The 22,046-nt window shown below is 62.3% G+C and carries 17 protein-coding genes; 12 read left to right on the top strand and 5 right to left on the bottom strand.

The window, feature by feature from the left end:
• Position 1: 1 nt before the first annotated feature.
• Entirely contained in the window at positions 2–973 is a 972-nt protein-coding gene (gene gmd, locus AC1RT4_RS09365; RefSeq protein ID WP_007954189.1) for a GDP-mannose 4,6-dehydratase, read from the bottom strand.
• The gene (locus tag AC1RT4_RS09360; protein ID WP_493085161.1) at positions 970–1,884 is read right to left on the bottom strand and encodes a GDP-mannose 4,6-dehydratase; all 915 of its coding nucleotides are present in this window, start codon (positions 1,882–1,884) and stop codon (positions 970–972) included. Before AC1RT4_RS09360 ends, gmd begins: the two co-directional genes overlap by 4 nt.
• A gap of 427 nt (positions 1,885–2,311) precedes the next feature.
• Here AC1RT4_RS09360 and AC1RT4_RS09355 point away from each other — a divergent pair, with 427 nt between their 5' ends.
• The 6 genes from AC1RT4_RS09355 to AC1RT4_RS09330 all read left to right on the top strand — a co-directional run bounded on the left by AC1RT4_RS09355 (position 2,312) and on the right by AC1RT4_RS09330 (position 10,291).
• Positions 2,312–3,874 carry a glycosyltransferase gene (locus AC1RT4_RS09355; protein ID WP_493085159.1) on the top strand — a complete coding sequence of 521 codons (1,563 nt, stop codon included), beginning with the start codon at positions 2,312–2,314 and terminating at the stop codon, positions 3,872–3,874.
• Positions 3,868–5,172 carry a glycosyltransferase gene (locus tag AC1RT4_RS09350; protein WP_493085157.1) on the top strand — a complete coding sequence of 435 codons (1,305 nt, stop codon included), beginning with the start codon at positions 3,868–3,870 and terminating at the stop codon, positions 5,170–5,172. Before AC1RT4_RS09355 ends, AC1RT4_RS09350 begins: the two co-directional genes overlap by 7 nt.
• Positions 5,169–6,086 (top strand): class I SAM-dependent methyltransferase, encoded by a 918-nt coding sequence (locus AC1RT4_RS09345; protein WP_493085155.1) that lies wholly within the window; start codon positions 5,169–5,171, stop codon positions 6,084–6,086. The genes AC1RT4_RS09350 and AC1RT4_RS09345 overlap by 4 nt, the downstream gene beginning before the upstream one ends.
• Positions 6,080–6,904, top strand: a complete 825-nt coding sequence (locus tag AC1RT4_RS09340; RefSeq protein WP_493085153.1) for a class I SAM-dependent methyltransferase — start codon at positions 6,080–6,082, stop codon at positions 6,902–6,904. Before AC1RT4_RS09345 ends, AC1RT4_RS09340 begins: the two co-directional genes overlap by 7 nt.
• Before the next feature lie 65 nt (positions 6,905–6,969).
• Entirely contained in the window at positions 6,970–8,166 is a 1,197-nt protein-coding gene (locus tag AC1RT4_RS09335; protein WP_493085152.1) for a DUF3142 domain-containing protein, read from the top strand.
• Complete coding sequence (locus AC1RT4_RS09330; protein WP_493085150.1) at positions 8,153–10,291, top strand: hypothetical protein; 2,139 nt, start codon at positions 8,153–8,155, stop codon at positions 10,289–10,291. Before AC1RT4_RS09335 ends, AC1RT4_RS09330 begins: the two co-directional genes overlap by 14 nt.
• Here the strand turns inward: AC1RT4_RS09330 and AC1RT4_RS09325 are convergent.
• A complete protein-coding gene (locus AC1RT4_RS09325) occupies positions 10,288–10,917 on the bottom strand; it encodes a LysE family translocator (RefSeq protein WP_493085148.1) in 630 nt (209 codons plus the stop codon). The genes AC1RT4_RS09330 and AC1RT4_RS09325 overlap by 4 nt on opposite strands.
• A 144-nt stretch (positions 10,918–11,061) precedes the next feature.
• On the opposite strand from AC1RT4_RS09325, the gene AC1RT4_RS09320 reads away from it, so the two are divergent.
• The gene (locus tag AC1RT4_RS09320) at positions 11,062–11,535 is read left to right on the top strand and encodes an Lrp/AsnC family transcriptional regulator (RefSeq protein WP_007954205.1); all 474 of its coding nucleotides are present in this window, start codon (positions 11,062–11,064) and stop codon (positions 11,533–11,535) included.
• A gap of 37 nt (positions 11,536–11,572) precedes the next feature.
• Here AC1RT4_RS09320 and lpdA read toward each other — a convergent pair whose 3' ends face one another.
• Positions 11,573–12,973, bottom strand: a complete 1,401-nt coding sequence (lpdA, locus tag AC1RT4_RS09315) for a dihydrolipoyl dehydrogenase (protein WP_493085146.1) — start codon at positions 12,971–12,973, stop codon at positions 11,573–11,575.
• Between the two features lie 210 nt (positions 12,974–13,183).
• On the opposite strand from lpdA, the gene hflK (AC1RT4_RS09310) reads away from it, so the two are divergent.
• The 5 genes from hflK (AC1RT4_RS09310) to cfaB all read left to right on the top strand — a co-directional run bounded on the left by hflK (AC1RT4_RS09310) (position 13,184) and on the right by cfaB (position 20,494).
• On the top strand, positions 13,184–15,130 hold the full coding sequence (gene hflK / locus AC1RT4_RS09310; protein ID WP_493085144.1) for a protease modulator HflK: 1,947 nt from the start codon (positions 13,184–13,186) through the stop codon (positions 15,128–15,130).
• Positions 15,127–16,173, top strand: coding sequence for a protease modulator HflC (gene hflC, locus AC1RT4_RS09305; protein WP_045121726.1), 1,047 nt, complete (start codon positions 15,127–15,129; stop codon positions 16,171–16,173). The genes hflK (AC1RT4_RS09310) and hflC overlap by 4 nt, the downstream gene beginning before the upstream one ends.
• Positions 16,170–17,228: a protease modulator HflK gene (gene hflK, locus AC1RT4_RS09300; RefSeq protein ID WP_493085141.1), complete on the top strand. Its 1,059-nt coding sequence runs from the start codon at positions 16,170–16,172 to the stop codon at positions 17,226–17,228. Before hflC ends, hflK (AC1RT4_RS09300) begins: the two co-directional genes overlap by 4 nt.
• A complete protein-coding gene (locus tag AC1RT4_RS09295) occupies positions 17,225–19,132 on the top strand; it encodes a heavy metal translocating P-type ATPase (protein ID WP_493085139.1) in 1,908 nt (635 codons plus the stop codon). Before hflK (AC1RT4_RS09300) ends, AC1RT4_RS09295 begins: the two co-directional genes overlap by 4 nt.
• Before the next feature lie 177 nt (positions 19,133–19,309).
• Complete coding sequence (gene cfaB / locus AC1RT4_RS09290) at positions 19,310–20,494, top strand: C17 cyclopropane fatty acid synthase CfaB (protein ID WP_493085137.1); 1,185 nt, start codon at positions 19,310–19,312, stop codon at positions 20,492–20,494.
• A 2-nt stretch (positions 20,495–20,496) separates the two neighbouring features.
• On the opposite strand, the gene cls is transcribed toward cfaB, so the two are convergent.
• Positions 20,497–21,936, bottom strand: coding sequence for a cardiolipin synthase (gene cls, locus AC1RT4_RS09285; protein ID WP_011336657.1), 1,440 nt, complete (start codon positions 21,934–21,936; stop codon positions 20,497–20,499).
• Positions 21,937–22,046 lie beyond the last annotated feature (110 nt).

The raw sequence follows: 22,046 nt of genomic DNA, 5'->3' as shown, positions 1-22,046 counted from the left end.
CCTACTCCTTGGCGACGCGTTTCATGTCCGCATCCATCATCATGCGGATCAGGGTGTCGAGGTCGGTCTTGGGTTTCCAGCCGAGCACGCGCTGCGCTTTGGCCGGGTTGCCGAGCAGCACTTCGACTTCGGCCGGGCGGAAGAACGCCGGGTCGATCTTCACGTAATCCCGGTAGTTCAGGCCGACGTGATCGAAGGCGATGCGGCACATCTCGCGCACGGTGGTGGTGACGCCGGTGGCGACCACGAAGTCGTCGGGCTTGTCCTGTTGCAGCATCAGCCACATGGCTTCGACGTAGTCACCGGCGAAACCCCAGTCGCGCTTGGCGTCGATGTTGCCCAAGGCCAGCTCCTGCTGTTTGCCTTGCTTGATGCGGGCGGCTGCGTCGGTGACCTTGCGGGTCACGAATTCGATGCCGCGCAGTGGCGATTCATGGTTGAACAGGATGCCGCTGCTGGCGTGAAGGTTGAAGCTTTCGCGGTAGTTGACGGTGATCCAGTGACCATAGAGTTTGGCCACGCCGTAAGGGCTGCGCGGGTAGAACGGGGTGTTTTCGTCCTGCTGCTCGGCCTGGATCAGGCCGAACATTTCGCTGGTGGACGCCTGATAGAAACGCGTGTGCGGGCTGAACTGACGGATCGCTTCGAGCAGGTGAGTCACGCCCAGGCCATCGACGATGCCGGTGGTCACCGGTTGGTCCCAGGAGGCGGCAACGAAGCTCTGGGCCGCAAGGTTGTACACCTCGTCCGGTGCCGACTTGATGACCGCGCGCTGCACCGAGCAGGCGTCGGCCATGTCGCCGTCCAGGTAAACGATGTCGGCTTCAACGCCCATCTCGCGCAGGCGCCAGCGCGAGTCGCTGCTGCGCCGTGCCACGAGCCCGTGAACCTTGTAACCCTTGTCGAGCAGCAGTCTGGCCAGATACGCGCCGTCCTGGCCGGTGATCCCTGTGATCAATGCACTTTTTGTCATTCTTGTCGTACTCGCTTCTCCCAGTCGGACAGGATCGCCCGCAGGGATTGTTGTGTAGTGATTTGCGGCGTCCATCCTGTGGTCCGGGCGAGCCGTTGATGGCTGCCACAAACGCGACGCTGATCCGCGCGACGCATGCGCGCCGGATCCTGAACCAGTTGCAGCTCGACCTCGGCCAGGTCGCCCATCTGTTCGATGAGGCTGCGGATGCTTTGCTCACGACCTGAGCAAATGTTGTAGACCTGTCCCGGCGTGCCTTTTTCCAGCAGCGCGAAATAGGCCGAGACCACGTCGCCGACGTCGAGGAAATCGCGGGTGACATCAATGTCGCCGACTTCCAGTTGCGGCGCCTGCAGGCCCTGCTTGATGCGGTTGATCTGCCGTGCGGCGCTGGCGATGACGAAGCTTTCTTTCTGCCCGGTGCCGATGTGATTGAACGGACGCGCCACCAGCACCGGCCAGCCTTCGCTCAACCCCCATTGCAGGCTGAGGAATTCGGCCGACAGTTTGCTCACGGCGTAAGGATTGCGCGGGCAGGGTGGTTGTTGTTCGGTAATCGGCAGCGCGGGTTCTTCAACCTGGCCGTAGACGTCGCCGGAGCTGACATACAGGAACGTGCCCTTGAAGCCGCGGGCCTTGAGTGCCTGCAACAGGTTCAAGGTGCCGAGCAGGTTGATGTCGAAGGTACGTGCCGGGTCGCGGAAAGCTTCGGGGACGAAGGTCTGGCCAGCCAGGTGAATGACTGCATCGGGCAGTTGTGGCCACAGATCGATGAGGCTGTCCGGTTTTGTCAGGTCATAGGCAGAGGCGGCAGGCAGCAGTTGCCACGACGCGTCTTCCTTTTGCAGACGTGACTGGATGTGTTGTCCCACGAACCCACTGAGGCCCGTGATGAACAGACTTTTTTTCAAACAGCGACCCCTTGGTCTTTAACGTTCACCTTTTCCCACAGGCTTATGGGAAATGTACTGTCGGATCGCAGGAGAAATTCGGCAGGACGACAGGTGAAGTCATTGTTGTAGTTGTTTGGTTGCCAATCTGTGCCAATTGCGCAGCAATTTCAACCGGCCAAACCGTGACTGGTCAGTTCTCGTCAGCGTAGCCCGGTTTTTCTCGTCGGGCGGTTCCCGAACCCTCGACGGATGTGTTTAGAATGCCCCTCGTCGCGGTTACCCGAACACTGCCGGAGCGAATCGGCAGCCGGGTGAATCTGACCATTAAAACAAGAACGAAGACGTGCTCCGGGACACTGGACGAATGTCGGCCAAGCCGATTCGATCCGCTGCCTGGCCGTCATAGCGTGAGGCTGCCGGGATGGCGGTTTCACCGTGGGATGCCATGAATTTCATTCTCTACTCGGACGTCAACGACCGCTCCATCAGCCAGAGTCTTGGGCGTCCCGAATACAGTTACTACTTCGTGCTCAAGGCCTATCGCCCGGTGCTTGAAAGCCTTGGGCGGGTGCATGTGGTGTCTGCCACCGCCGAAGTCGATCCGCTCTATCGACAATTGCTCGCCGCCGGCGAGACCAGTGTGTTTCTGTCTTTTACGCCGCCGCAAAATACCCCGACCGATCTCGAGTGCCCCACGATCTGCGTGATCGCATGGGAGTTCGATTCGATCCCCGACGAGTCCTGGGACGATGATCCGCGCCACGACTGGACGCAGATGCTTGCACGACAGGGACGGGTCATCACGTTGTCGAGCCACACCGCCCGCGCGATTCGCCGCGCCATGGGCGAGGATTTTCCGGTACTCGTATTGCCGACGCCTTTGTGGGAAAACTTTGCCGCCATTCGTGAGCAGCATGTCAGTGCGCCGATCAATCCCGGCGCGACCCTGGCGATCAAGGGCTGCATTTTCGACAGCCGCACGCTGGGTCTTTGCGCCGATGACCTGTTACCCAAGCCGCTGACTGCCGAACAACTGGCCGACATCGAGGCACGCCGTCCGCCACCTCTGACATTCAAGCGTCGACTGGTCATTGCCCGTCACTACTTGCGGCTGTGGGCGTTGAACCCGAGCGATCAACCTGAGCCCGTGGCCCGGGTGAAATATTTGCATCACGGGTACTGGGAAGGATTTCGCGATCTGATGCCGGACAAGGTCCACGCCTGGCTGGAACGACGCCTGCCGAGCATTGCCGGCCCCCATGAAGTGGCGATGGACGAACCGCCGCCACTGGATCTGCCGGATACATCAGCGGTGGTGGAAACCACCGTCGATGGCGTGATCTATGTGACCGTGTTCAACCCCAAGGATGGCCGCAAGAACTGGCATCACCTGATTACCGCGTTCTGCTGGGCCTTTCGCGAAACGTCTGACGCGACGCTGGTGCTGAAGATCACCCAGAACGATCTGGCGTCCTACTACAGCGAACTGATGACCCTGCTCGCGCAGCTGACACCGTTCGCCTGCCGGGTGCTGGTGATGCATGGTTACCTGGACGACGCGCAATACGCGCGGCTCTACCAGGCTGCGAGTTTCTACGTGAACGCCTCACGCTGCGAAGGCCTGTGCCTGCCATTGATGGAGTTCATGTCCAGCGGCAAACCGGTGATCGCCCCGGATCACACGGCCATGGAAGATTACATCGACGACACGGTGACCTTCGTCGTGCAGTCCAGCGAAGAGCTGACGATCTGGCCCCAGGACACCCGCATCATCTACCGCACCCTGCGCTATCGGCCGGACTGGGCTTCGCTCAAAAACGCCTATGAGCACAGCTACCGGATGGCCAAGGCGCAGCCGCAGGAATACGCGCGCATGTCTGCCGCCGCTGTCGAACGCATGCATGACTACTGCGCGTTCGCCCCGGTGCAGCGGCGCATGGCGGACTTTTTCGGCCTCGTGCCGCTGGCTGCCGATGCCGCCCCCGTGACGGACAACGCCTCATGCTGATCATCATTCATTCGGAAACCAACCAGCACACCATCGCGCAGAACCTGGGGCGTTCGGAGTACAGCTATTACTTCGTGCTCAAAGAATATCGCCCGGTGCTCGAACGTCTTGGGCGTGTGGTGGAAGTCGTCGATCCGGCGCGCGAAGTCGATGCGCTGTATCTGGAATGCCTGTCCCGTGGCGAGCCCTGCGTGTTCCTGTCGTTCTCGCCGCCGCACCGCACGCCGATTCACCTGGCGTGTCCGACGCTGCCGGTGTTCGCCTGGGAATTCAGCACCATCCCCAACGAACCCTTCGACAACGAGCCACGCAATGACTGGCGCACGGTGCTGCGGGCCTGCGGCGCGGCGATCACCCATTCCACCTACACGGTCAATGCCGTGCGCGAAGCCATGGGCGCCGATTACCCGATTGTCGCGGTACCCGCGCCGGTGTGGGATCGCTTTGCAGCCCGGGGCTCGCAGCTTCAGGGGCAGCCCTCGACAGGGCCGGTGCGCCTGACGATCAAAGGGCTGGTCGCCGACAGTCGTCAGCTCGATCTCGACGCGTTTGGCCCGAAGCACCTGCGCCGTGGCAAGGGCATCGACTTCAAGGCGCCGGTGCGCGAGCAGGAATTGTTTCTGGACGGGGTCGTCTACACGTCAGTGTTCAATCCCGGTGACGGACGCAAGAATTGGGAAGACATGCTCAGCGCATTCTGCGTGACATTCCGCGACGTCGAAGACGCAACGCTGGTGCTCAAGCTCACACACCACGATCCCGAAGAAGCGCTCGGCGACATTCTTCATCACCTGTACAAAAACCAGTCCTACCGCTGCCGCATCGTGCTGATTTATGGCTACCTCGCGGACGCGGACTACGAGCGTCTGGTGCAGGCCACCCGTTACGTGGTCAACACTTCCTACGGCGAGGGCCAGTGCCTGCCGCTGATGGAGTTCATGTCCTGCGGCAAACCGGCCGTGGCGCCACGCACCACGGCGATGATCGATTACCTGAGCACCGACAACGCGTTTCTGGTCGAGTCCACAGATGAACTCACCGCCTGGCCTCACGATCCGCGCAAGGCATTCCGCACGTTGCGTTACATGACCAACTGGGCGTCGGTCTGTGTGGCCTACCGCGACAGTTACGACGTGGCGAAGAACCAGCCGCAACGCTACGCGCAAATGTCGGGGCAAGCAGTCCTGAGCCTGCAAGCGTTCTGCAGTCAGGCCGTTGCCGAACAGCGCTTGCAGGCTTTTCTCGCGCAATTGTTCGAGCGTCGCGCGGTGACGGCCGTGGAAGCCAGCGACTCATGATCCGCGCCTTGATCCGACGTCTGCTTCCGGCTGCGCCACCAACGCCAGCTCCTGCACCTGTCGCGCCTGCAACGGCGACCGCTTCGCCTCGGGATATCGGCCTGCTCGACGCAGTGCTCGACGGCTGGTTTCGCGGCGACACGGGTGAACTGCTCAAGGGGTTTGCCATCGGCGCCGACGATACGTTGCTCGATGTCGGTTGCGGCGAAGGCGTGGCGACTTTATTCGCGGTGCGCCAGGGCGCCTCGGTGATCTTCACCGACAGCGAACTGGACAAGGTGCGCGATCTCGCCCGTCAGGTCCGGGCGCAATCGGACAAGGACAATCTGGGCCTGGTCAGCAACAGCCTGCCACTGCCTCTGGCCGATGGTTGCGCGAGCAAAGTGGTGTGCATGGAAGTGCTGGAGCACATCGATGAGCCCGAACCGTTCATGGCCGAGCTGGTGCGCATGGGCCGGCCCGGCGCGCTGTACCTGCTGAGCGTCCCGGCGCCGGTGGGTGAGCATCTGCAAAAGGGCATCGCCCCGGACAGCTATTACCGGTCGCCCAATCATGTGCAGATTTTCACCCCCGAGCGCTTTGCCGAACTGGTGGAGGGCGCCGGGCTGGTGATCGAGCATCGCCAGGCCAACGGGTTCTTCTGGGTGATGGGCATGATCTTCTTCTGGGCCAGTGAACGGGCGGCGGGGCGGGATCTGGAAGGCGCGGTACGCGACCGGATCCAGGCGCCGTACCCGCCGTTGATGGAAAGCTGGGCGCGCACCTGGCAAGACTTGCTGGCCCTGCCGGATGGTCCGGCGATCAAGCAGGTGCTTGACCGCATGATGCCCAAGAGCCAGGTGATCATCGCCCGCAAACCGCTGCAAACCGCTTCGTCCACCGCCGAACCTCATTCTGGAGCCACCTCATGCTGAGCCTTTTGAAGAAACTCACGACAGCGACGCCTGCACAGATCGCTGCGCCGGTGGCCGACAAGATCAATTCGTTCGAACTCGGCCTGCGCGACGCGATGCTCAGCGGCTGGTTCAACCACGCTACCGGCGAGCTGTACAAAGGCTTCCCGGTGAGCGCCGATGACACGGTGCTGGATGTCGGCTGTGGCGATGGCGGCAACATGCAGTTCTGTGGCAATCGTGGCGCGCGTTTGATCGTCGCCGACATCGACGCCGCGAAGATCGATGCCGCTCGTCAGCGGTTGGGTGAAACCACGGCGCAAAGTGTCGAGTGCCATGTCACTGACGGCAATCCGCTGCCTGTTGCCGACAACACCGCGACCCGCGTGGTCTCTACTGAAGTGCTCGAACACGTCGATGACCCGGCGCAGTTTCTTGCCGAGCTGGTACGCGTTGGCCAGCCGGGCGCGCTGTATTTGCTGAGCGTGCCCCACCCGAGTTCCGAAGACCTGCAAAAGGGCATCGCCGCGCCGGCGTATTTCGAGCACCCCAACCACATTCGGATCATCAGCGAAGACCAGTTCAAGGCGATGGTCAGCGAGTCGGGCCTGGAGATCATCAGCCACAGTCAGTACGGGTTTTACTGGTCGATGTGGATGCTGCTGTTCTGGGACGCCAACGTCGATCTGACTAACCCCGATCACCCGCTGCTCAACCACTGGGCCGAGACCTGGCAAGCGGTGCTCAACTCGCCGCGTGGCGCGCAGATCAAGGAAGCACTGGACGGCGTTGTGGCGAAAAGTCAGGTGATCATTGCCCGCAAGCCGCTGGCTGACTAAGGTAGACGACAGCGCGAAAAAGGGCCTTGAACGGCCCTTTTTGCATTTCAGGGATAGGGTTTTTGATGGTTTTTTTCACGCGATTGATCGGTTTGCTGACAGCGCTGGCGCTGCTCGCGGGTTGCGAACGGCAGGACGCTGCGCCGCTCGATCAGCAACTTTATGTCTGGCAGCGCCAGTGGACCCCGGCCCACGAAGCCGCGCTGCGGGACAGTCGCAACGACTTTTCGACCTTGCGCGTGTTGGCGTTGCAAGCTTTCCCCCAGGCAGGCTGGAGCCGGGCGCGGATCGATCCGCAATTGTTGAAGCAGGATGGGCGGCCGCTGATTGCGGTGATCCGGCTCGATGGTCAGCTCAAGGCGCTGGATCAGAATCAGCTGACGGCGCAGATTCTTCAGGTGCTGGAGGACTGGCGCGCGCAAGGGCTCACGCTGGCCGGGGTCGAGATCGACCACGATGCCGGCAATGCAAGGCTGCCGGCCTACGCCGGGTTTCTGAGTCATCTGCGTGCGGCATTGCCGGCGACGCTGCCGTTGAGCATCACCGCGCTGCCGGCGTGGCTCGACAGCCCGCAGCTACCGGCATTGCTGGCCACGGTCGACAGCAGCGTGCTGCAGGTGCATGCAGTCAGCGATCCGCGTCGCGGTTTGTTCGATCCGCAGCAGGCGCAGCGCTGGGCCAAGGCCTGGGGGCGGATCAGCGATAAGCCGTTTTATCTGGCATTGCCCGCCTACGGTGTGGCGCTGCTGACTGACACCGTCGGTGCGCCGGTGGTGGAAAGTGAGGTGTCGCTTGAGCGGGGAGGGAAGCGGCGCGAGTTGCTGGCCGATCCGCTGCAATTGAGTGCGCTGGTCAAAGCGCTGCGCGAAGATCGGCCGCCGCATCTGGCCGGGTTGATCTGGTTTCGTCTGCCGCTGGCCAACGACCGCCGGGCGTGGAGCCTGACCACCTTGCGTGCGGTTGCCCGGGGCGATTCACTGGTTGGCAAACCGGTGCTGGCGTTCAGCGAAAAGAGCGGCCTCTATGACATCCGCCTCGAAAATCCGGGCAATCTCGACAACCCCTGGCCTGCGCGGCTGATCGTCAAGGCGCAGGGCTGCGAAGGCGCTGACGCGCTCGCCGGTTATGCGTTGCAACAGACGGCGGATCTGCTTACCTTCACCCGCCTGCGCGACGGCCGATTGCCGGCGGGCGGGCAGCGTGCGATCGGTTGGGCACGCTGCGCAAATATTGATCAAGGAGGTTCGCATGTTGACCCGTAACTGGCCCCGCCATCTGCTATGCCTGAGCCTCAGCCTGCCGCTGGGCTCGGCGCTGGCCTGCGGCCCGGATTTTCCGATGCGTCTGCTCGACGATCGCGGGCAATCGCTGGCGGAACTGCCGGAGGGCAACTTCAGGTTCGAGATCAGTCGCCTCGGCAAAACCATTGCCGGGCTGAAGAACGTTACTGCGCTCACGTATAACCCGGACGACATCTATGGCGAACCTGATGAGCCGGCCGATCTGCGCAACAAGGCCGAGCAGATCGGCCTTACGCCTGAACAGCAAGCGCTGGTCAAACAACTGCGCAGCCTGACCGACGCGCGTCAGGTCGACGTGCAGGGCGCGAGCCTGCCGGCGGAACTGCGTCTGTATGTGGCGGGCGCCGTAGCGTTCGGTGCCGGTGACCATCAGTTGGCTGTCGAGTATTTCCACCAGTTGTTGGCGCTGCCGGCCGATCAGCGCGCGTTGCGCAGCACCTGGGCCGCTTATTCGCTGGGCCGGGCGTTCTTTGCCATGAGCAGCGAAGCAGGCGATGCGCTTGAAGCGTTGGAAAACGCCATCGAAGCTTTCCGTCAGACGCGACAACTGAGCATCGACGGTTTCAGCGATCCGCTGGAGCTCGGCGTGGCCAGCCTTGGCGAAGAAGCACGCGCGTTGCGCACGGCGGGCAGTTGGGACAAGGCCATCGAACTCTACGCCACGCAAAACCTGCATGGTTCGAACGTCGGCTACACCTCGCTGAAGCTGTTGATGAACGATCTGGCCGAAGAGCCCGAGGATCGACTGGAGAAGTTGTTGCGTGGCAAAGCCGTGCAGCAACTGGTGACCGCCTCGCTGATCAGCCGGATCGGCTGGTCGTTCGGCGATGAACCGCCGAACGAGAAGAAGCTGGTCAAGGCCCTGCAAGCGAGCACGCGTGGCAGCCTCGATAACGCTGATCGTCTGGCGGCGATGAATTATCAACAGGGCGATTACGCCAGCGCCAAGGCATTCCTCGAACACGCTGGCGACAGCGGCCTGGCGTGGTGGCTGCGGGCGAAACTGGCGGTGCGTGACGGCGACAAGAGCGCGGCGGCTGCGGCTTATGCGAAAGCCGCGCAAGCGTTCCCGCAGGACGAGTCCTGGGGCGAGCGGCGCACCGCCGACTGGAATCTCGAAAGCGTGCAGCCCAAATGCCGGGTCGAGGGTGAGAGCGCGATTCTGGCGCTGCAACGTGGCGAGTACCTGCAGGCCTTCGACCAGTTGTATCGCAGCCAGCACATTTACTGGTTTGACGCCGCGACCGTGGCCGAGCGAGTGCTGACGGTCGAAGAATTGAAAAACTATGTCGATACCAACGTCCCGGCACCGCCCGCGCTGAGCCAGCAGGATCGCGACAATTACGTGCCGCTGCCGGTGGCCGCGAGTCTGCGAAATCTGCTGGGGCGGCGTTTGTTGCGTGAGGGGCATTACGAAGAAGCGGTCGGCTATTTCGACAGCGCCGATCTGCAGAACAAGGCCCGGCTCTATGGCGAGCAGCGCATGAAGGCCGACTCAGCGTGGTGGCCGACCAAGCGTGCCAGCGCGCTGTTCAATGCCGCGTGGACGGCCCGTGAGTGGGGCATGGACATTCTGGGCTACGAAATGGCCCCGGATTACGCGACCTTCGGTGGCAACTACAGTCTGGAAAACACCGAGCTGAAAGTCGGACCGCTGGTCAGCGAGGCCGAAGTGCAACGTCAGAAGGCCAGTGAAGCGCAGCCGGACGAGCGTTATCACTACCGTTTTGTTGCCACGGCGCTGGCCAGTCGTGCAGCGGATAATCTGCCGCACACCAGTCAGGCGTTTGCCGCTGTGTTGTGCTCGGCGGCGGGCTGGAACAGCAGCCTGGAAGAGCAGAGCGCGTTGTACAAACGATATGTCGATGAAGGGCCGTACGTTTTGTGGGCCGTGGATTTCGGCCATCAATGTCCTTACCCGGACTTCGAAAATGCCGACAAGCGCTACGTCACTCAGGTGACAGATTCGGTGCGCTCGACACTGCGGCCGTACAAATGGCCCGTTCAAATCGGGACGATCGTGGCCTTCACCGCGGTGGCGTTGTTGCTGATCACCCGCCGCCAGCGTAAGGCTCGCAAAGCCTAAGCCTGCTGGACGAACGTCAGGCGCACGGCAAAGCCGATCAACAGGCTGCCGAACAGCCACTGCTGCACTTGCTGGGCCATTGGGCTGTGTTTCAGCCAGCGGCCCAGCGCGGCGCCGGTCAGGGCGTAGGCGCTGTCGAACAGCAGGCCTGCGCCCACCAGCATCGCGCCGAGCACTGCAAACTGCGTCAGCACCGGTGCGCCATCCGCCACGATGAACTGCGGCAGCAGCACCGAACAGAACAGCAACGCTTTCGGGTTGAGCAGATTGGTCAGCAAGCCGCGACGGATGGCTGCGTACCACTGCGCATGGCTGTCGGTTACGGTGCCGGCGTTCAGATCCGGCAGCAGCGTGGTGCGCAGGCATTGAATGCCGATCCACAGCAAGTACGCCGCCCCGGCGATTCGCACGGCATCGAACGTCCACGGCGCCGCCTTGAACAGCGCCGCCAGCCCCAACGCGGCCAACGCGACATGGCAACCCCGGGCAATCGCCAGGCCCACCGCCGTGGCCAGCGCTGCGCCGCGACCCTGGCGGGCACCGGTCTGCAACAGCAGGATCATGTCCGGGCCGGGCAGCAGATAGACCACCGCCAAAGCCAGGAAAAACAGCCAGAGACTCGCCATGTCGCACCCCTTTCGTTGTCGATTCGGTCGCCTCAGTCTAGAGCCGAAGGGCAGGGCAGGTGGTTGCGTAGTCAGCTTCTAAAGGCCTCTGAATTGGCATAATCTGCGATCTTTTACCGCGTAAACCATCAGGATCTGCCAACCATGAAACTGGATGCCTTCGACCGCAAGATTCTCGCCGCGCTGCAAAGGGACGGACGCCTGAGCAATGTGCAGCTGGCCGACGAAATTGGTTTGTCGGCGTCGCCGTGTCTGCGCCGGGTGCGGATGCTCGAAGAGGCCGGGGTGATTCGCGGTTATCAGGCCAACCTGGATCGTGATGAGGTGGGGCTGGGGCTGACAGTGTTTGTCGGGGTCAAGGTCGAGCGGCACAACGATGAACAGGCCGAGGCGTTCCACCGGGCGGTGACGGCGTTGCCGGAGGTGATTTCGGCGTTTCTGGTGTCCGGGGAATCGGATTTTCTGCTGCAAGTGGTGGTGCCGGATCTGCGCGCCTATGACCGCTTTCTCACCGGGTGCCTGTTGAAGCTGCCCGGGGTAAGCGACATCCGCAGCAATTTTGCGATCCACACGGTGAAGACCCCCGGCGCGCTGCCGCTGGGGCATCTGCCGTCCTGATACTTCCCGCATTGCGCGGGAAGTATTCGCACAGTGCTTACATCTGCGTTGCCATTCCCTCGACATTCATCGCCGCCTGACGCAACGCTTCGGAGCGGGTTGGATGCGGGTGGCAGGTCAGCGCGATATCCTCGGCCGAGGCGCTGAATTCCATGGCCACGCAGAACTCGCCGATCATTTCACTGACACTCGGGCCGACCAGGTGTACGCCGAGGACTTCGTCGGTGCGCTCATCGGCGATGACTTTGGCAAAGCCTTCGGTCTCGTGATTGATCTTCGCCCGGCTGTTGGCGGTGAACGGGAATTTGCCGACCTTGTACGCCCGGCCTTCGGCTTTCAGCTGCTCCTCGGTCTTGCCGACGCTGGCCAGCTCCGGGCGGGTGTAGATCACGTTGGGAATCAGGTCGTAATTGACCTCGCCGGCCTTGCCGACGATCTGCTCGATGCAGGCCATGGCTTCGTCTTCGGCCTTGTGCGCGAGCATCGGCCCGGACGTCACGTCGCCGATCACCCACACGCCGGGCGCTTCGGTGCGACGCTGTTTGTTGGCGAGCATGCCGCGTTTGTCGGTGCTCAGGCCGACGTTTTCCAGGCCCAGGCCCTGGGTGTACGGACGACGTCCGATGGCCACCAGCACGTAATCGGCTTCAAGGATTTCCGCGCTGCCGCCAGCGGCAGGCTCGACGCTGAGCTGTACGCCAGTAGCCGAGGAAGTGGCGCTGGTCACTTTCGAGCTCAGCTTGAAGCTGATGCCTTGTTTGCTCAGTGAGCGTTGCAGAGTCTTGCCGGCTTCGCCGTCGACACCGGGGCAGATGCGGTCGAGGTATTCCACCACCGTCACCTGCGCGCCGAGCCGGCGCCAGACCGAACCGAGTTCGAGGCCGATCACACCTGCCCCGATCACCACCAGATGCTTGGGCACTTCGCTCAAGGACAGCGCACCGGTCGAGTCGAGGATGCGTTTATTGTCGATTTCCACGCCGGGCAGGGGAGTGGGTTCGGAGCCGGTGGCGATGACGATATCCTTCGCGGTGAGCTCGATCCGGCTGCCCTGATCGCCGGTCACGCTGACTTTTCCGGGGCCGTCGATGTGGCCCCAGCCCTTGATCCAGTCGACCTTGTTTTTGCGGAACAGGAATTCGATGCCTTTGGTCAGGCCGCTCACGCTTTCGTCTTTCTGCTTCATCATCTGCGCAAGGTTGAGCGAGGGTTTGACTTCGATGCCGAGGTTGGCGAACTCCGCGCCCAGCGCCGCCTCGTACAGTTCCGACGCATGCAAAAGCGCCTTGGACGGCATGCAGCCGACGTTCAGGCAGGTGCCACCCAGCGTGGCGCGGCCCTCGACGCACGCGGCCTTGAGGCCCAGCTGGCCGGCGCGGATCGCTGCGTTATAACCGCCGGGACCACCGCCCAGAATTACCACGTCATAGTTGCTCATGCTCTTACTCCTGGCTGAAGGATGCGGATCGGTAAAAGTAGTTCGCACTGAAAATTACGAACGTAATATGTGCGTTTCCAGACATTTCGGTCAAGGCTTCAGGCAAGCGACAGGTTGTGCATCTTTGAATGATGCAAATGAGTACAAATATTTCACGACTTTCGTTATATCGTAACGATATGTGCAGTGAGCCAAGGGTTTTGGGGGGATATGCAAGTCGATCTGGATGAAGGCACGCCGGTGAACGGATTGCCGCGCTTTCAGCAAGCGGCGACGCAGGGCCGGCGTTTGCGTCGCCTGGCGATCGGTCTGGGCGCGTTGGCCGGAGCAGGGTGGGTGCTGGCGTTTTTTGTCGGGCTGTTTGCACCGCAATCGCTGTGGCCCGCGTTGCTGGTCAATCAGAGCGCGGCGTTGCTGGTGCTGGTGGCCGGACTGCAATCGGCGTGGTGGGTGACGCAATGGCGGGCGCGGGTGATCAATCCCGTCGTGCCGGTGACGGCTGCTGAGGAACCTGCGCCGGAAGGCTGGTACGAGCGGCTGCTGGATCGGATGAGTCAGCGCAGTCTGCACCTGCTCGGGCAGATTGGCGCGGCCACATTGTGGCTGGGCGGGTGGTCGTTGCTGGTGCTGTTAAGCATCGAGCAAATGTGGAATCTGACGCTGCCGGCGGCGGGTGTGGGGTTGTCCGCCACGGTCGGCGCGGCCATCGCGTTGCTGATGGCATTCGCTTTGTTGGTGCTGGAGCGGCAACTGGCGCAGGAAAATCCGGCGCAATGGCCCGAGGCCGGAGCGCTGGCGCAACTGACGCGGGTGGCAATCATCAGTCTGGTGCTGGGCGCGTTGTGTCTGTTTTTCGCTAGTGACAGTGCAATCTGGCCGGTGCGTCTGGCGGTGTTGATCGGCATTCTGCCGGGGCTGGTTGCCCTGGAATTGCTGTTGCGCGCGCTGCTGTCGCTGTTCAGCCCGCGCCGCGAACAACTCGAACCGGCGTTGCTGGCCCGCAGTTTCGTCGCCGATCTGCTGCGCTGGCCGCCACAACCTTTGCTCGCGTTGCAGCACGAATTGCACAACCGCTTCGGCATCGATCTGCGTCAGATCTGGGCCTTCAGTTACATGCGCCGCGCATTCTTGCCGGTGTTGTTGCTGGTGGCAGCGGTAGGCTGGTTGCTCACCGGCCTTCACGAAATTCCGATGCAAAGCCGTGGCATTTACGAGCGCTTCGGCAAACCGGTGCAGGTGTTCGGCCCGGGTTTACACGTCGGTTTGCCCTGGCCGCTCGGGCGCGTGCTGAACGTTGAAAATGGCGTGGTGCATGAACTGGCGACCAGCGTCGGCGAAAACCCGGCACCCGTGCAGTTGGATCCGGCAGAAGGCCCGGCGCCATTTACCGCCAACCGTTTGTGGGACGCCAGCCACGTCAATGACAAGTCTCAGGTCATTGCCAGCAGCCGTGGCGATCAGCAGAGCTTTCAGATCGTCAACATGGACGTGCGCTTCGTCTACCGCATCGGCCTGAGCGATCAAGCGGCGCTGGCCGCCACCTACAACAGCGCCGATGTACCGACTTTGATCCGCAGCACCGCCAGCCGGGTTCTGGTGCATGACTTTGCCTCGCGTACCCTCGATGGATTGCTCGGCGAAGACAGGACCGGGCTCGCCGAAGAGATCGGCCGCGCTGTGCAAAGCGATCTGCAGAAACTCGACAGTGGCGTGGAAATTCTCGCCACGGTGGTCGAAGCGATTCACCCGCCGGCAGGGGCGGCCAATGCCTATCACAGCGTTCAAGCCGCGCAGATCGGCGCGCAGGCGTTGATCTCCCGCGAGCGCGGTGCCGCTGCCGAAGCGAGTAATCAGGCGCAGTTGCAGGCCAGCCTCGCTCGGGATCAGGCCAGTGCCAACGCTCATGAAATCAACGCCACGGCTCGGGCGGCGGATCTGAAATTCAGCGCCGAACAAAAGGCCTACGCCAGCGCCGGCCAGGCCTTCGTGCTGGAGCAATACCTCAGCCAACTCAGCCAAGGTCTGAGCAAAGCCAAACTGCTGGTACTCGACCATCGCCTGGGCGGCAGCAGTAACGCACCGACCATCGACCTGCGTACGTTCACGCTGCCGGCAGATCCGGCGCGCACCACCGCTCAGCCAGGAGCCACCCATTGAGCCAGTCGCACACTCACGATCACCATGACCACAGCGGCCACGATCATGCTCATGGCGGCGGTCATCACCATCACGGGCATCATCACCATCACCACGGTGCGCCGGAAGAGGCGGGGCCTTTTCCGTGGAAACGCATGGGCTGGGCAGCGTTGCTGGTGGCGTTCGCCATCGCGGCGGCGAGCCTGGTGCAAGTGCGCTCCGGTGAAGCCACGGTCATCACCCGGTTCGGCAATCCGTCCCGCGTGTTGCTGGAACCGGGTCTGAGCTGGCGCTGGCCGGCGCCGTTCGAAGCGGCGATTCCGGTGGATCTGCGTTTGCGCACGACCTCCAGCGGCTTGCAGGATGTCGGCACCCGCGACGGTTTGCGCATCATCGTTCAGGCGTACGTGGCCTGGCAGGTGCAGGGCGATCCCGACAACGTGCAGCGCTTCATGCGCGCTGTGCAGAACCAGCCGGACGAAGCGGCGCGGCAGATCCGGACGTTTGTCGGCTCGGCACTGGAAACCACGGCCAGCAGTTTTGATCTGGCCAATCTGGTGAACACCGATGCGAGTCAGGTTCGCATCGCCGATTTCGAAGCGCAGTTGCGTCAGCAAATCGATCAGCAACTGCTCGCGACTTACGGCGTGCGCGTGGTGCAGGTGGGCATCGAACGTCTAACTTTGCCATCGGTGACCCTCACCGCAACGGTCGACCGGATGCGCGCCGAGCGTGAAACCATAGCGACCGAACGCACCGCCATCGGCAAACGTGAAGCGGCGCAAATCCGCTCCGCCGCCGAACGCGATGCGCGCATCGTGCAAGCCGACGCCACGGTGAAAGCCGCCGATATCGAAGCCCAATCGCGAGTGGAAGCGGCGCAGATTTACGGGCGCGCTTACGCCGGCTCACCGCAGCTGTACAACTTGCTGCGTTCGCTGGACACCCTCGGCACCATTGTTTCGCCAGACACCAAACTGATCCTGCGCACCGACGCCGCGCCATTCCGCGTGTTGGTCGACGGTCCGCCGAATCTCGACAGCAAAAGCGGATCGCAGCCATGAATGAAGTTCCACGTGGAACACATTCGCTGAACAGTCCGTGGATCCAAGCAGGACGTTTGGCGTTTTTCGCGCTGTACGCGGTGACAGTGCTCGCGGCATTGGCCTGGGCGTTTTCCAATGTCCGGCAGATCGACCCGCAAAACCGCGCGGTGGTTCTGCATTTCGGAGCGCTGGATCGCATTCAGAATGCCGGGTTGTTATTGGCCTGGCCGCAGCCATTTGAACAGGTGGTTTTGTTGCCAGCGGCGGATCGGGTCATTGAGCGACGGGTGGAAAATCTGCTGCGTAGTGATCAGGCCTTGCAGGCGGATCGCGTCGCGACCTTCGCCACGCCGCTGAGTGATGCGCTGGCCGGTTCCGGCTATCTGCTCACGGGTGACGCCGGTGTTGTGCAACTGGATGTGCGGGTGTTCTATAAGGTCACCGATCCCTATGACTTCGTGCTGCAAGGCGAGCATGTGTTGCCGGCGCTGGATCGATTGGTGACGCGAAGCGCCGTCGCACTGACGGCGGCGCGAGATCTGGACACCATTCTGGTGGCGCGGCCGGAGTTGATCGGTGCTGACAATCAGGCGGCCGAACGTCGCGAACGGTTGCGCGGTGATCTTGTGCAAGGCATCAACCGACGTCTCGCCGAGTTGAAGACGAGCGGGCAGGGCATCGGCATCGAAGTGGCGCGGGTCGATGTGCAATCGAGTCTGCCGGAGCCGGCAGTGAGCGCGTTCAACGCTGTCCTCACCGCCAGCCAGCAAGCCGACAAAGCTGTAGCTAACGCCCGTACCGAGGCCGAGAAACTCACTCAGTCCGCCAACGAGCAAGCCGACCGCACGCTGCAAGTCGCCCATGCCCAGGCCGGTGAGCGCCTGGCCAAAGCCTCCGCCGACACGGCGACGGTGTTGAGCCTGGCCAAGGCGCAACAGCAGGGCACGGACCCGCAAATGCTGTTGCGTCTGTACCGCGAGCGGATGCCGAAGATTCTCGGTCAGGCCGGTTCGGTCACCACGGTCGACCCGAAAGACGATTCACGCCTGATCATTCAGGGAGCCAGCAAATGACTGCCACCACCTCATCTCCGAGCCTGTTGTCCTCGGCCGAACAACGCCGCGCCGCGCGCCAGTTGACCTTGGCGATGCTCGCCCTCGGCTTGCTCGGTCTGGGGCTGATCTGGCGCTGGTTGATGCCGGAGCAAACCGGCGTCAGTCAGTTGCTGCTCGGATTCGCTTCTTTATTAGTCGCGGTCCCAGTGATGCGTTCTGCATGGTTCAGCCTGCGTTATCCGAGCCTGCACGGCATCACCGATCAGTTGATCGCCCTGGCGATGATCGGGGCCTGGGCCACGGGCGATCTGCTCACCGCTGCTCTGCTGCCGATCATCATGATCTTCGGCCACGTGCTGGAAGAGCGCAGTGTGATCGGTTCCCAGGAAGCGATTCATGCCCTCGGCCAACTGACGCGCAGTCATGCGCGCAAGGTGCAGGCGGACGGCACAATCATCGAAGTCGACAACGGTACGCTCAAGGCTGGCGACAAAGTTGAAGTGCGCGCCGGGGATCGGGTACCGGCAGACGGTCGGGTTTTGTCCGGCCAGGCCAGCCTCGATACGGCGTCGATCACCGGTGAGTCGGTGCCGGTGGAAGCGGGCGTCGGCATGGCGGTGTTCGGCGGCGCGATCAACCTCGATGGGTTGCTGCGAATCGAAGTGACCCGCACCGGGGATGAATCCACCCTCGGCAAAGTCATCGCGCTGATGCAGAACGCAGAACGCTCCAAGCCGCCGATCACCCGTTTGCTCGAACGCTATGCCGGCAGTTACATGGTGCTGGTGTTATTGCTCGCGGCGGTGACCTGGTTTGTCACCAACGATGCGCAGGCGATGCTCGCGGTGCTGGTGGCGGCATGCCCATGCGCACTGGTGTTGTCGGCACCGGCCACGGCGATTGCCGGGGTGGCGGTGGCGGCGCGGCACGGGATTCTGATCCGCAGTTCGGCATTCCTTGAGGAACTGGCCGATCTCACTTCGCTGGTGGTCGACAAAACCGGCACCCTGACGTACGGCACGCTGCGCTTGCAGTCGATCAACAGCCCGCGAGCGGATCATGGAGCGGTAATGGCACTGGCGGCGAGTCTGGGTGCGGCGAGCAGCCATCCGGTCAGCCGCGCGCTGGCCGGACTGGTCAGCGCGGAAGAGGTGCTGGTGCTGACCGATATTCATGAGCGACAGGGGTTGGGCGTCGTGGCCAAAACCGCGCAGGGCGAAGCAGCACTCGGGCGCCCGGAGCTGTTTGCGCAGCTGGGCATCCCGACCACGGCGATCCCGGAACACGATGGCCCGATTGCCGGATTGGCACTGAACGGCGAATTCCTCGCCTGGCTGTTGCTGGCCGACACCGTCAAACCGGAAGCGCGATTTGCGCTGAGCGAACTACGTGACCTCGGATTGGGACGACAACTGCTGTTGACCGGCGACCGGCAAAGCGTCGCGCAAACCCTGGCCAAGGATGTCGGCCTGCACGAAGTCGAAGCCCAGGCGTTGCCCGAAGACAAGCTCAATCGAGTGCTTAAGGAAATCGACAACGGCTTCCGGCCGATGGTAGTTGGTGACGGGATCAACGATTCGCTGGCGCTCAAAGCGGGCGTCGTCGGTGTGGCGATGGGCGCGGGTGGCGCGGACATTGCGCTGGCGTCCGCCGACATCGTGCTGATCGGCAGCGACCTGCGTCGGCTCGGCACCTGCGTGCGCCTCAGCCGTCAGTGCCGACGCACATTGCAAGTGAACGTGATCATCGGCCTGGGCTGGACGCTGGCCATTGTGGTATTCGCAGCCTTCGGCTGGCTCGGTGCGGCGGGCGCGATGATCGCTGCATTGCTGCACAACCTGAGCACGCTGTTGGTGCTGGGTAATGCCGGCCGCCTGCTGCGTTTTCAGGAACCGCTGCTGAAGCTGAAAGCGTCGGACTGATCATTTTTCGAACTGTGCGCCGCTCTCGCAGTCATTTGAGTAGGCGCACTGAAACACGGATGACAGCGCGGTGACAGCCGCTGTGGCTGATAGTCGGCGGCTATCAAATCGATAGCCTGCTAATTTTCAAGGATGGTCTACCCTCAGATCAGACGTCTGAAACCAGGGGGATATTCCATGCTCGCGCAACTTCCACCGGCCTTACAGAATCTGCAGCTTCCGCTTCGCCTGCGACTCTGGGACGGCCATGAATTCAATCTGGGCCCGACGCCCAGCGTCACCATCGTGGTCAAGGACCCGCAGATGGTCACCCAGTTCACCCATCCAAGTCTGGACGCATTGGGTGCGGCCTTCGTCGAGGGCAAGCTCGAACTGGAGGGCTCGATCAGCGAGGTCATCCGGGTGTGCGACGAGTTGAGCACCGCCTTGCTTGGGGAAGCGGACACTCAACCGGTACGTACCGTGCACGACAAGGAAACCGACGCCAAAGCCATCTCCTATCACTACGACCTGTCCAACGCGTTCTACCAGCTGTGGCTGGACAGCGACATGGCGTATTCCTGCGCGTATTTCGAAACCGGCAGCGAATCCCTGGAGCAAGCCCAGCAAACCAAGTTCCGGCACCTGTGCCGCAAGCTGCGTCTGCAGCCCGGCGACTATCTGCTGGACGTCGGTTGCGGTTGGGGCGGGCTGGCGCGGTACGCCGCCCGTGAGTTTGGCGCCAAGGTCTTCGGTATCACCCTGAGCAAAGAACAACTGGCCCTGGCCCGCGAGCGAGTCAAAGCCGAGGGGCTGGAAGATCAGATCGAACTGCAACTGCTGGACTACCGCGATCTGCCCCAGGACGGGCGTTTCGACAAAGTGGTCAGCGTCGGCATGTTTGAACACGTCGGCCACGCCAATCTCGCCGAATACTGCAAAACCCTGTTCGGCGCGGTGAAAGAGGGTGGTCTGGTGATGAACCACGGCATCACCGCCAAGCACACCGATGGCCGTCCGGTGGGACGCGGTGCCGGGGATTTCATCGAGAAATACGTGTTCCCCAACGGCGAGCTGCCGCACCTGGCGATGATCTCGGCCGAGATCAGCGAAGCGGGTCTGGAGATTGTCGACGTCGAGAGTCTGCGCCTGCACTACGCGCGTACGCTGGACCACTGGAGCGAACGGCTGGAGGACAACCTTGAAGCCGCCGCGAAACTGGTGCCGGATCAGGCGCTGCGCATCTGGCGTTTGTATCTGGCGGGCTGCGCTTACGCATTCGCGCGTGGCTGGATCAATCTGCACCAGATCCTCGCCGTGAAGGCCCATGCCGACGGCAGCCACGAACTGCCGTGGACGAGGGACGACATCTACAACCCTTGAACCTAGAGAATCGGTGAAATCAGCCGGGCGATCCGCATGCCGACCTGTTGCAGGCGGTGGATCTCCCGGCTTTCTTCTTTGGCGACTTCATAGGCCTGGGCGAAGTCATCGTTGAGCATCTGTTCCACGCTGGCGGCGAATTCGCTGTCGACGGTCAGCAGCATCACTTCGAAATTCAACCGGAACGAGCGGTTGTCCAGATTGGCGCTGCCGATGGCGCTGATTTCGCTGTCGATCAACACCACTTTCTGATGCAGAAAACCCGGTTCGTAGCGGAATACCCGAACCCCGGCGCGCACCGCTTCGAAGGCGTACAGGCTGGAGGCGGCGTAGACAATGCGGTGGTCGGGACGCGAAGGCAGCAACAGGCGCACGTCGACTCCGCGCAGCACCGCGAGGCGTAATGCCGCGAACACGGCTTCGTCGGGAATGAAGTAGGGGCTGGTGATCCAAACGCGCTCGGTGGCGGCGTGGATGGCTTCGACGAAGAACAGCGAGCAGGTTTCGTAGGCATCCGCCGGGCCACTGGCGAGCAATTGGCAAAGCACGCCATCCTCCGGGTACGCGTCTGGCAGGATCAGCGGCGGCAATGACCGCGCGGCCCAGAACCAGTCTTCGGCAAATGATTCCTGCATGCACGCCACCACCGGGCCGCGCACCTGGACGTGTGTGTCGCGCCACGGCGCCAGCGGTGGTTTTTCACCCATGTATTCGTCGCCGACGTTATGCCCGCCGACAAACCCGATCAGCCCGTCGACCACCACGATCTTGCGGTGGTTGCGGAAATTCACCTGGAAACGATTGAGCCAGCCGCTGCGGGTGGCGAACGCCTTGACCTCGACGCCGCCGTCGCGCAGCGCCTGCACATAACTGTGGGGCAGGGCGTGGCTCCCGATGCGGTCGTAGAGCAAATGAATCACCACGCCTTCGGCTGCTTTCTTCAGCAGCAGGTCGCGCAGGCGCTGACCGAGACGATCGTCGTGAATGATGAAAAACTGGATCAGCACCGCTTCCCGTGCCTGGTCGATTGCGTGGAAAATCGCCTCGAAGGTGGCGGCACCGTTGATCAGCAATCGCACTTCATTGTTGGCCAGGCACGGCATGCGCCCCAGTTTCGGCATCGCCCGCAACGAGTCATAAGCATTCGAGGCGCGGGCGGTCAGGGCTTCTTCCACCCACGGCCGCCAGTTGAGTTCGGAAATCGCCTGGCGCATCTGTTCGTTGGCCTGGCGGCGGGCCTTGATGTAGCCATCGAAGGTGCTGCGACCGAACACCAGATAAGGAATAAGGGTGAGGTAGGGAATGAAGATCAGCGACAACGCCCAGGCGATCGAGCCTTGAGCGGTGCGTACGGTCAATACGGCATGGATCGCGGCGATCGAGCCGAGGGTGTGTATCAGGGCGATCAGATAACCGAAAATGTGCGGTCCGAAATAATCCATGGGGCAACCTTGCTCCTGAAGATTCAATGCTTAACAGACCATGTTCCATGGCGATTGTCGCTATTTGTTTTCACGCCGCCAGCGCCCGCCATGAACCGAAACAGGCGGCC

The organism is Pseudomonas sp. GW821-FHT11D10 (assembly GCF_058808435.1).
This window is presented reverse-complemented; position numbering and strand designations above follow the sequence as displayed.

Coding starts and splice junctions, on each gene's coding strand:
- AC1RT4_RS09295 (WP_493085139.1), top strand. CDS start 17,225: ATGACTGCCACCACCTCATCTCCGAGCCTGTTGTCCTCGGCCGAACAA.
- gmd (WP_007954189.1), bottom strand. CDS start 973: ATGACAAAAAGTGCATTGATCACAGGGATCACCGGCCAGGACGGCGCG.
- cfaB (WP_493085137.1), top strand. CDS start 19,310: ATGCTCGCGCAACTTCCACCGGCCTTACAGAATCTGCAGCTTCCGCTT.
- AC1RT4_RS09320 (WP_007954205.1), top strand. CDS start 11,062: ATGAAACTGGATGCCTTCGACCGCAAGATTCTCGCCGCGCTGCAAAGG.
- lpdA (WP_493085146.1), bottom strand. CDS start 12,973: ATGAGCAACTATGACGTGGTAATTCTGGGCGGTGGTCCCGGCGGTTAT.
- hflK (WP_493085141.1), top strand. CDS start 16,170: ATGAATGAAGTTCCACGTGGAACACATTCGCTGAACAGTCCGTGGATC.
- AC1RT4_RS09335 (WP_493085152.1), top strand. CDS start 6,970: ATGGTTTTTTTCACGCGATTGATCGGTTTGCTGACAGCGCTGGCGCTG.
- AC1RT4_RS09325 (WP_493085148.1), bottom strand. CDS start 10,917: ATGGCGAGTCTCTGGCTGTTTTTCCTGGCTTTGGCGGTGGTCTATCTG.
- AC1RT4_RS09340 (WP_493085153.1), top strand. CDS start 6,080: ATGCTGAGCCTTTTGAAGAAACTCACGACAGCGACGCCTGCACAGATC.
- AC1RT4_RS09350 (WP_493085157.1), top strand. CDS start 3,868: ATGCTGATCATCATTCATTCGGAAACCAACCAGCACACCATCGCGCAG.
- AC1RT4_RS09330 (WP_493085150.1), top strand. CDS start 8,153: ATGTTGACCCGTAACTGGCCCCGCCATCTGCTATGCCTGAGCCTCAGC.
- AC1RT4_RS09345 (WP_493085155.1), top strand. CDS start 5,169: ATGATCCGCGCCTTGATCCGACGTCTGCTTCCGGCTGCGCCACCAACG.
- cls (WP_011336657.1), bottom strand. CDS start 21,936: ATGGATTATTTCGGACCGCACATTTTCGGTTATCTGATCGCCCTGATA.
- AC1RT4_RS09355 (WP_493085159.1), top strand. CDS start 2,312: ATGAATTTCATTCTCTACTCGGACGTCAACGACCGCTCCATCAGCCAG.
- hflK (WP_493085144.1), top strand. CDS start 13,184: ATGCAAGTCGATCTGGATGAAGGCACGCCGGTGAACGGATTGCCGCGC.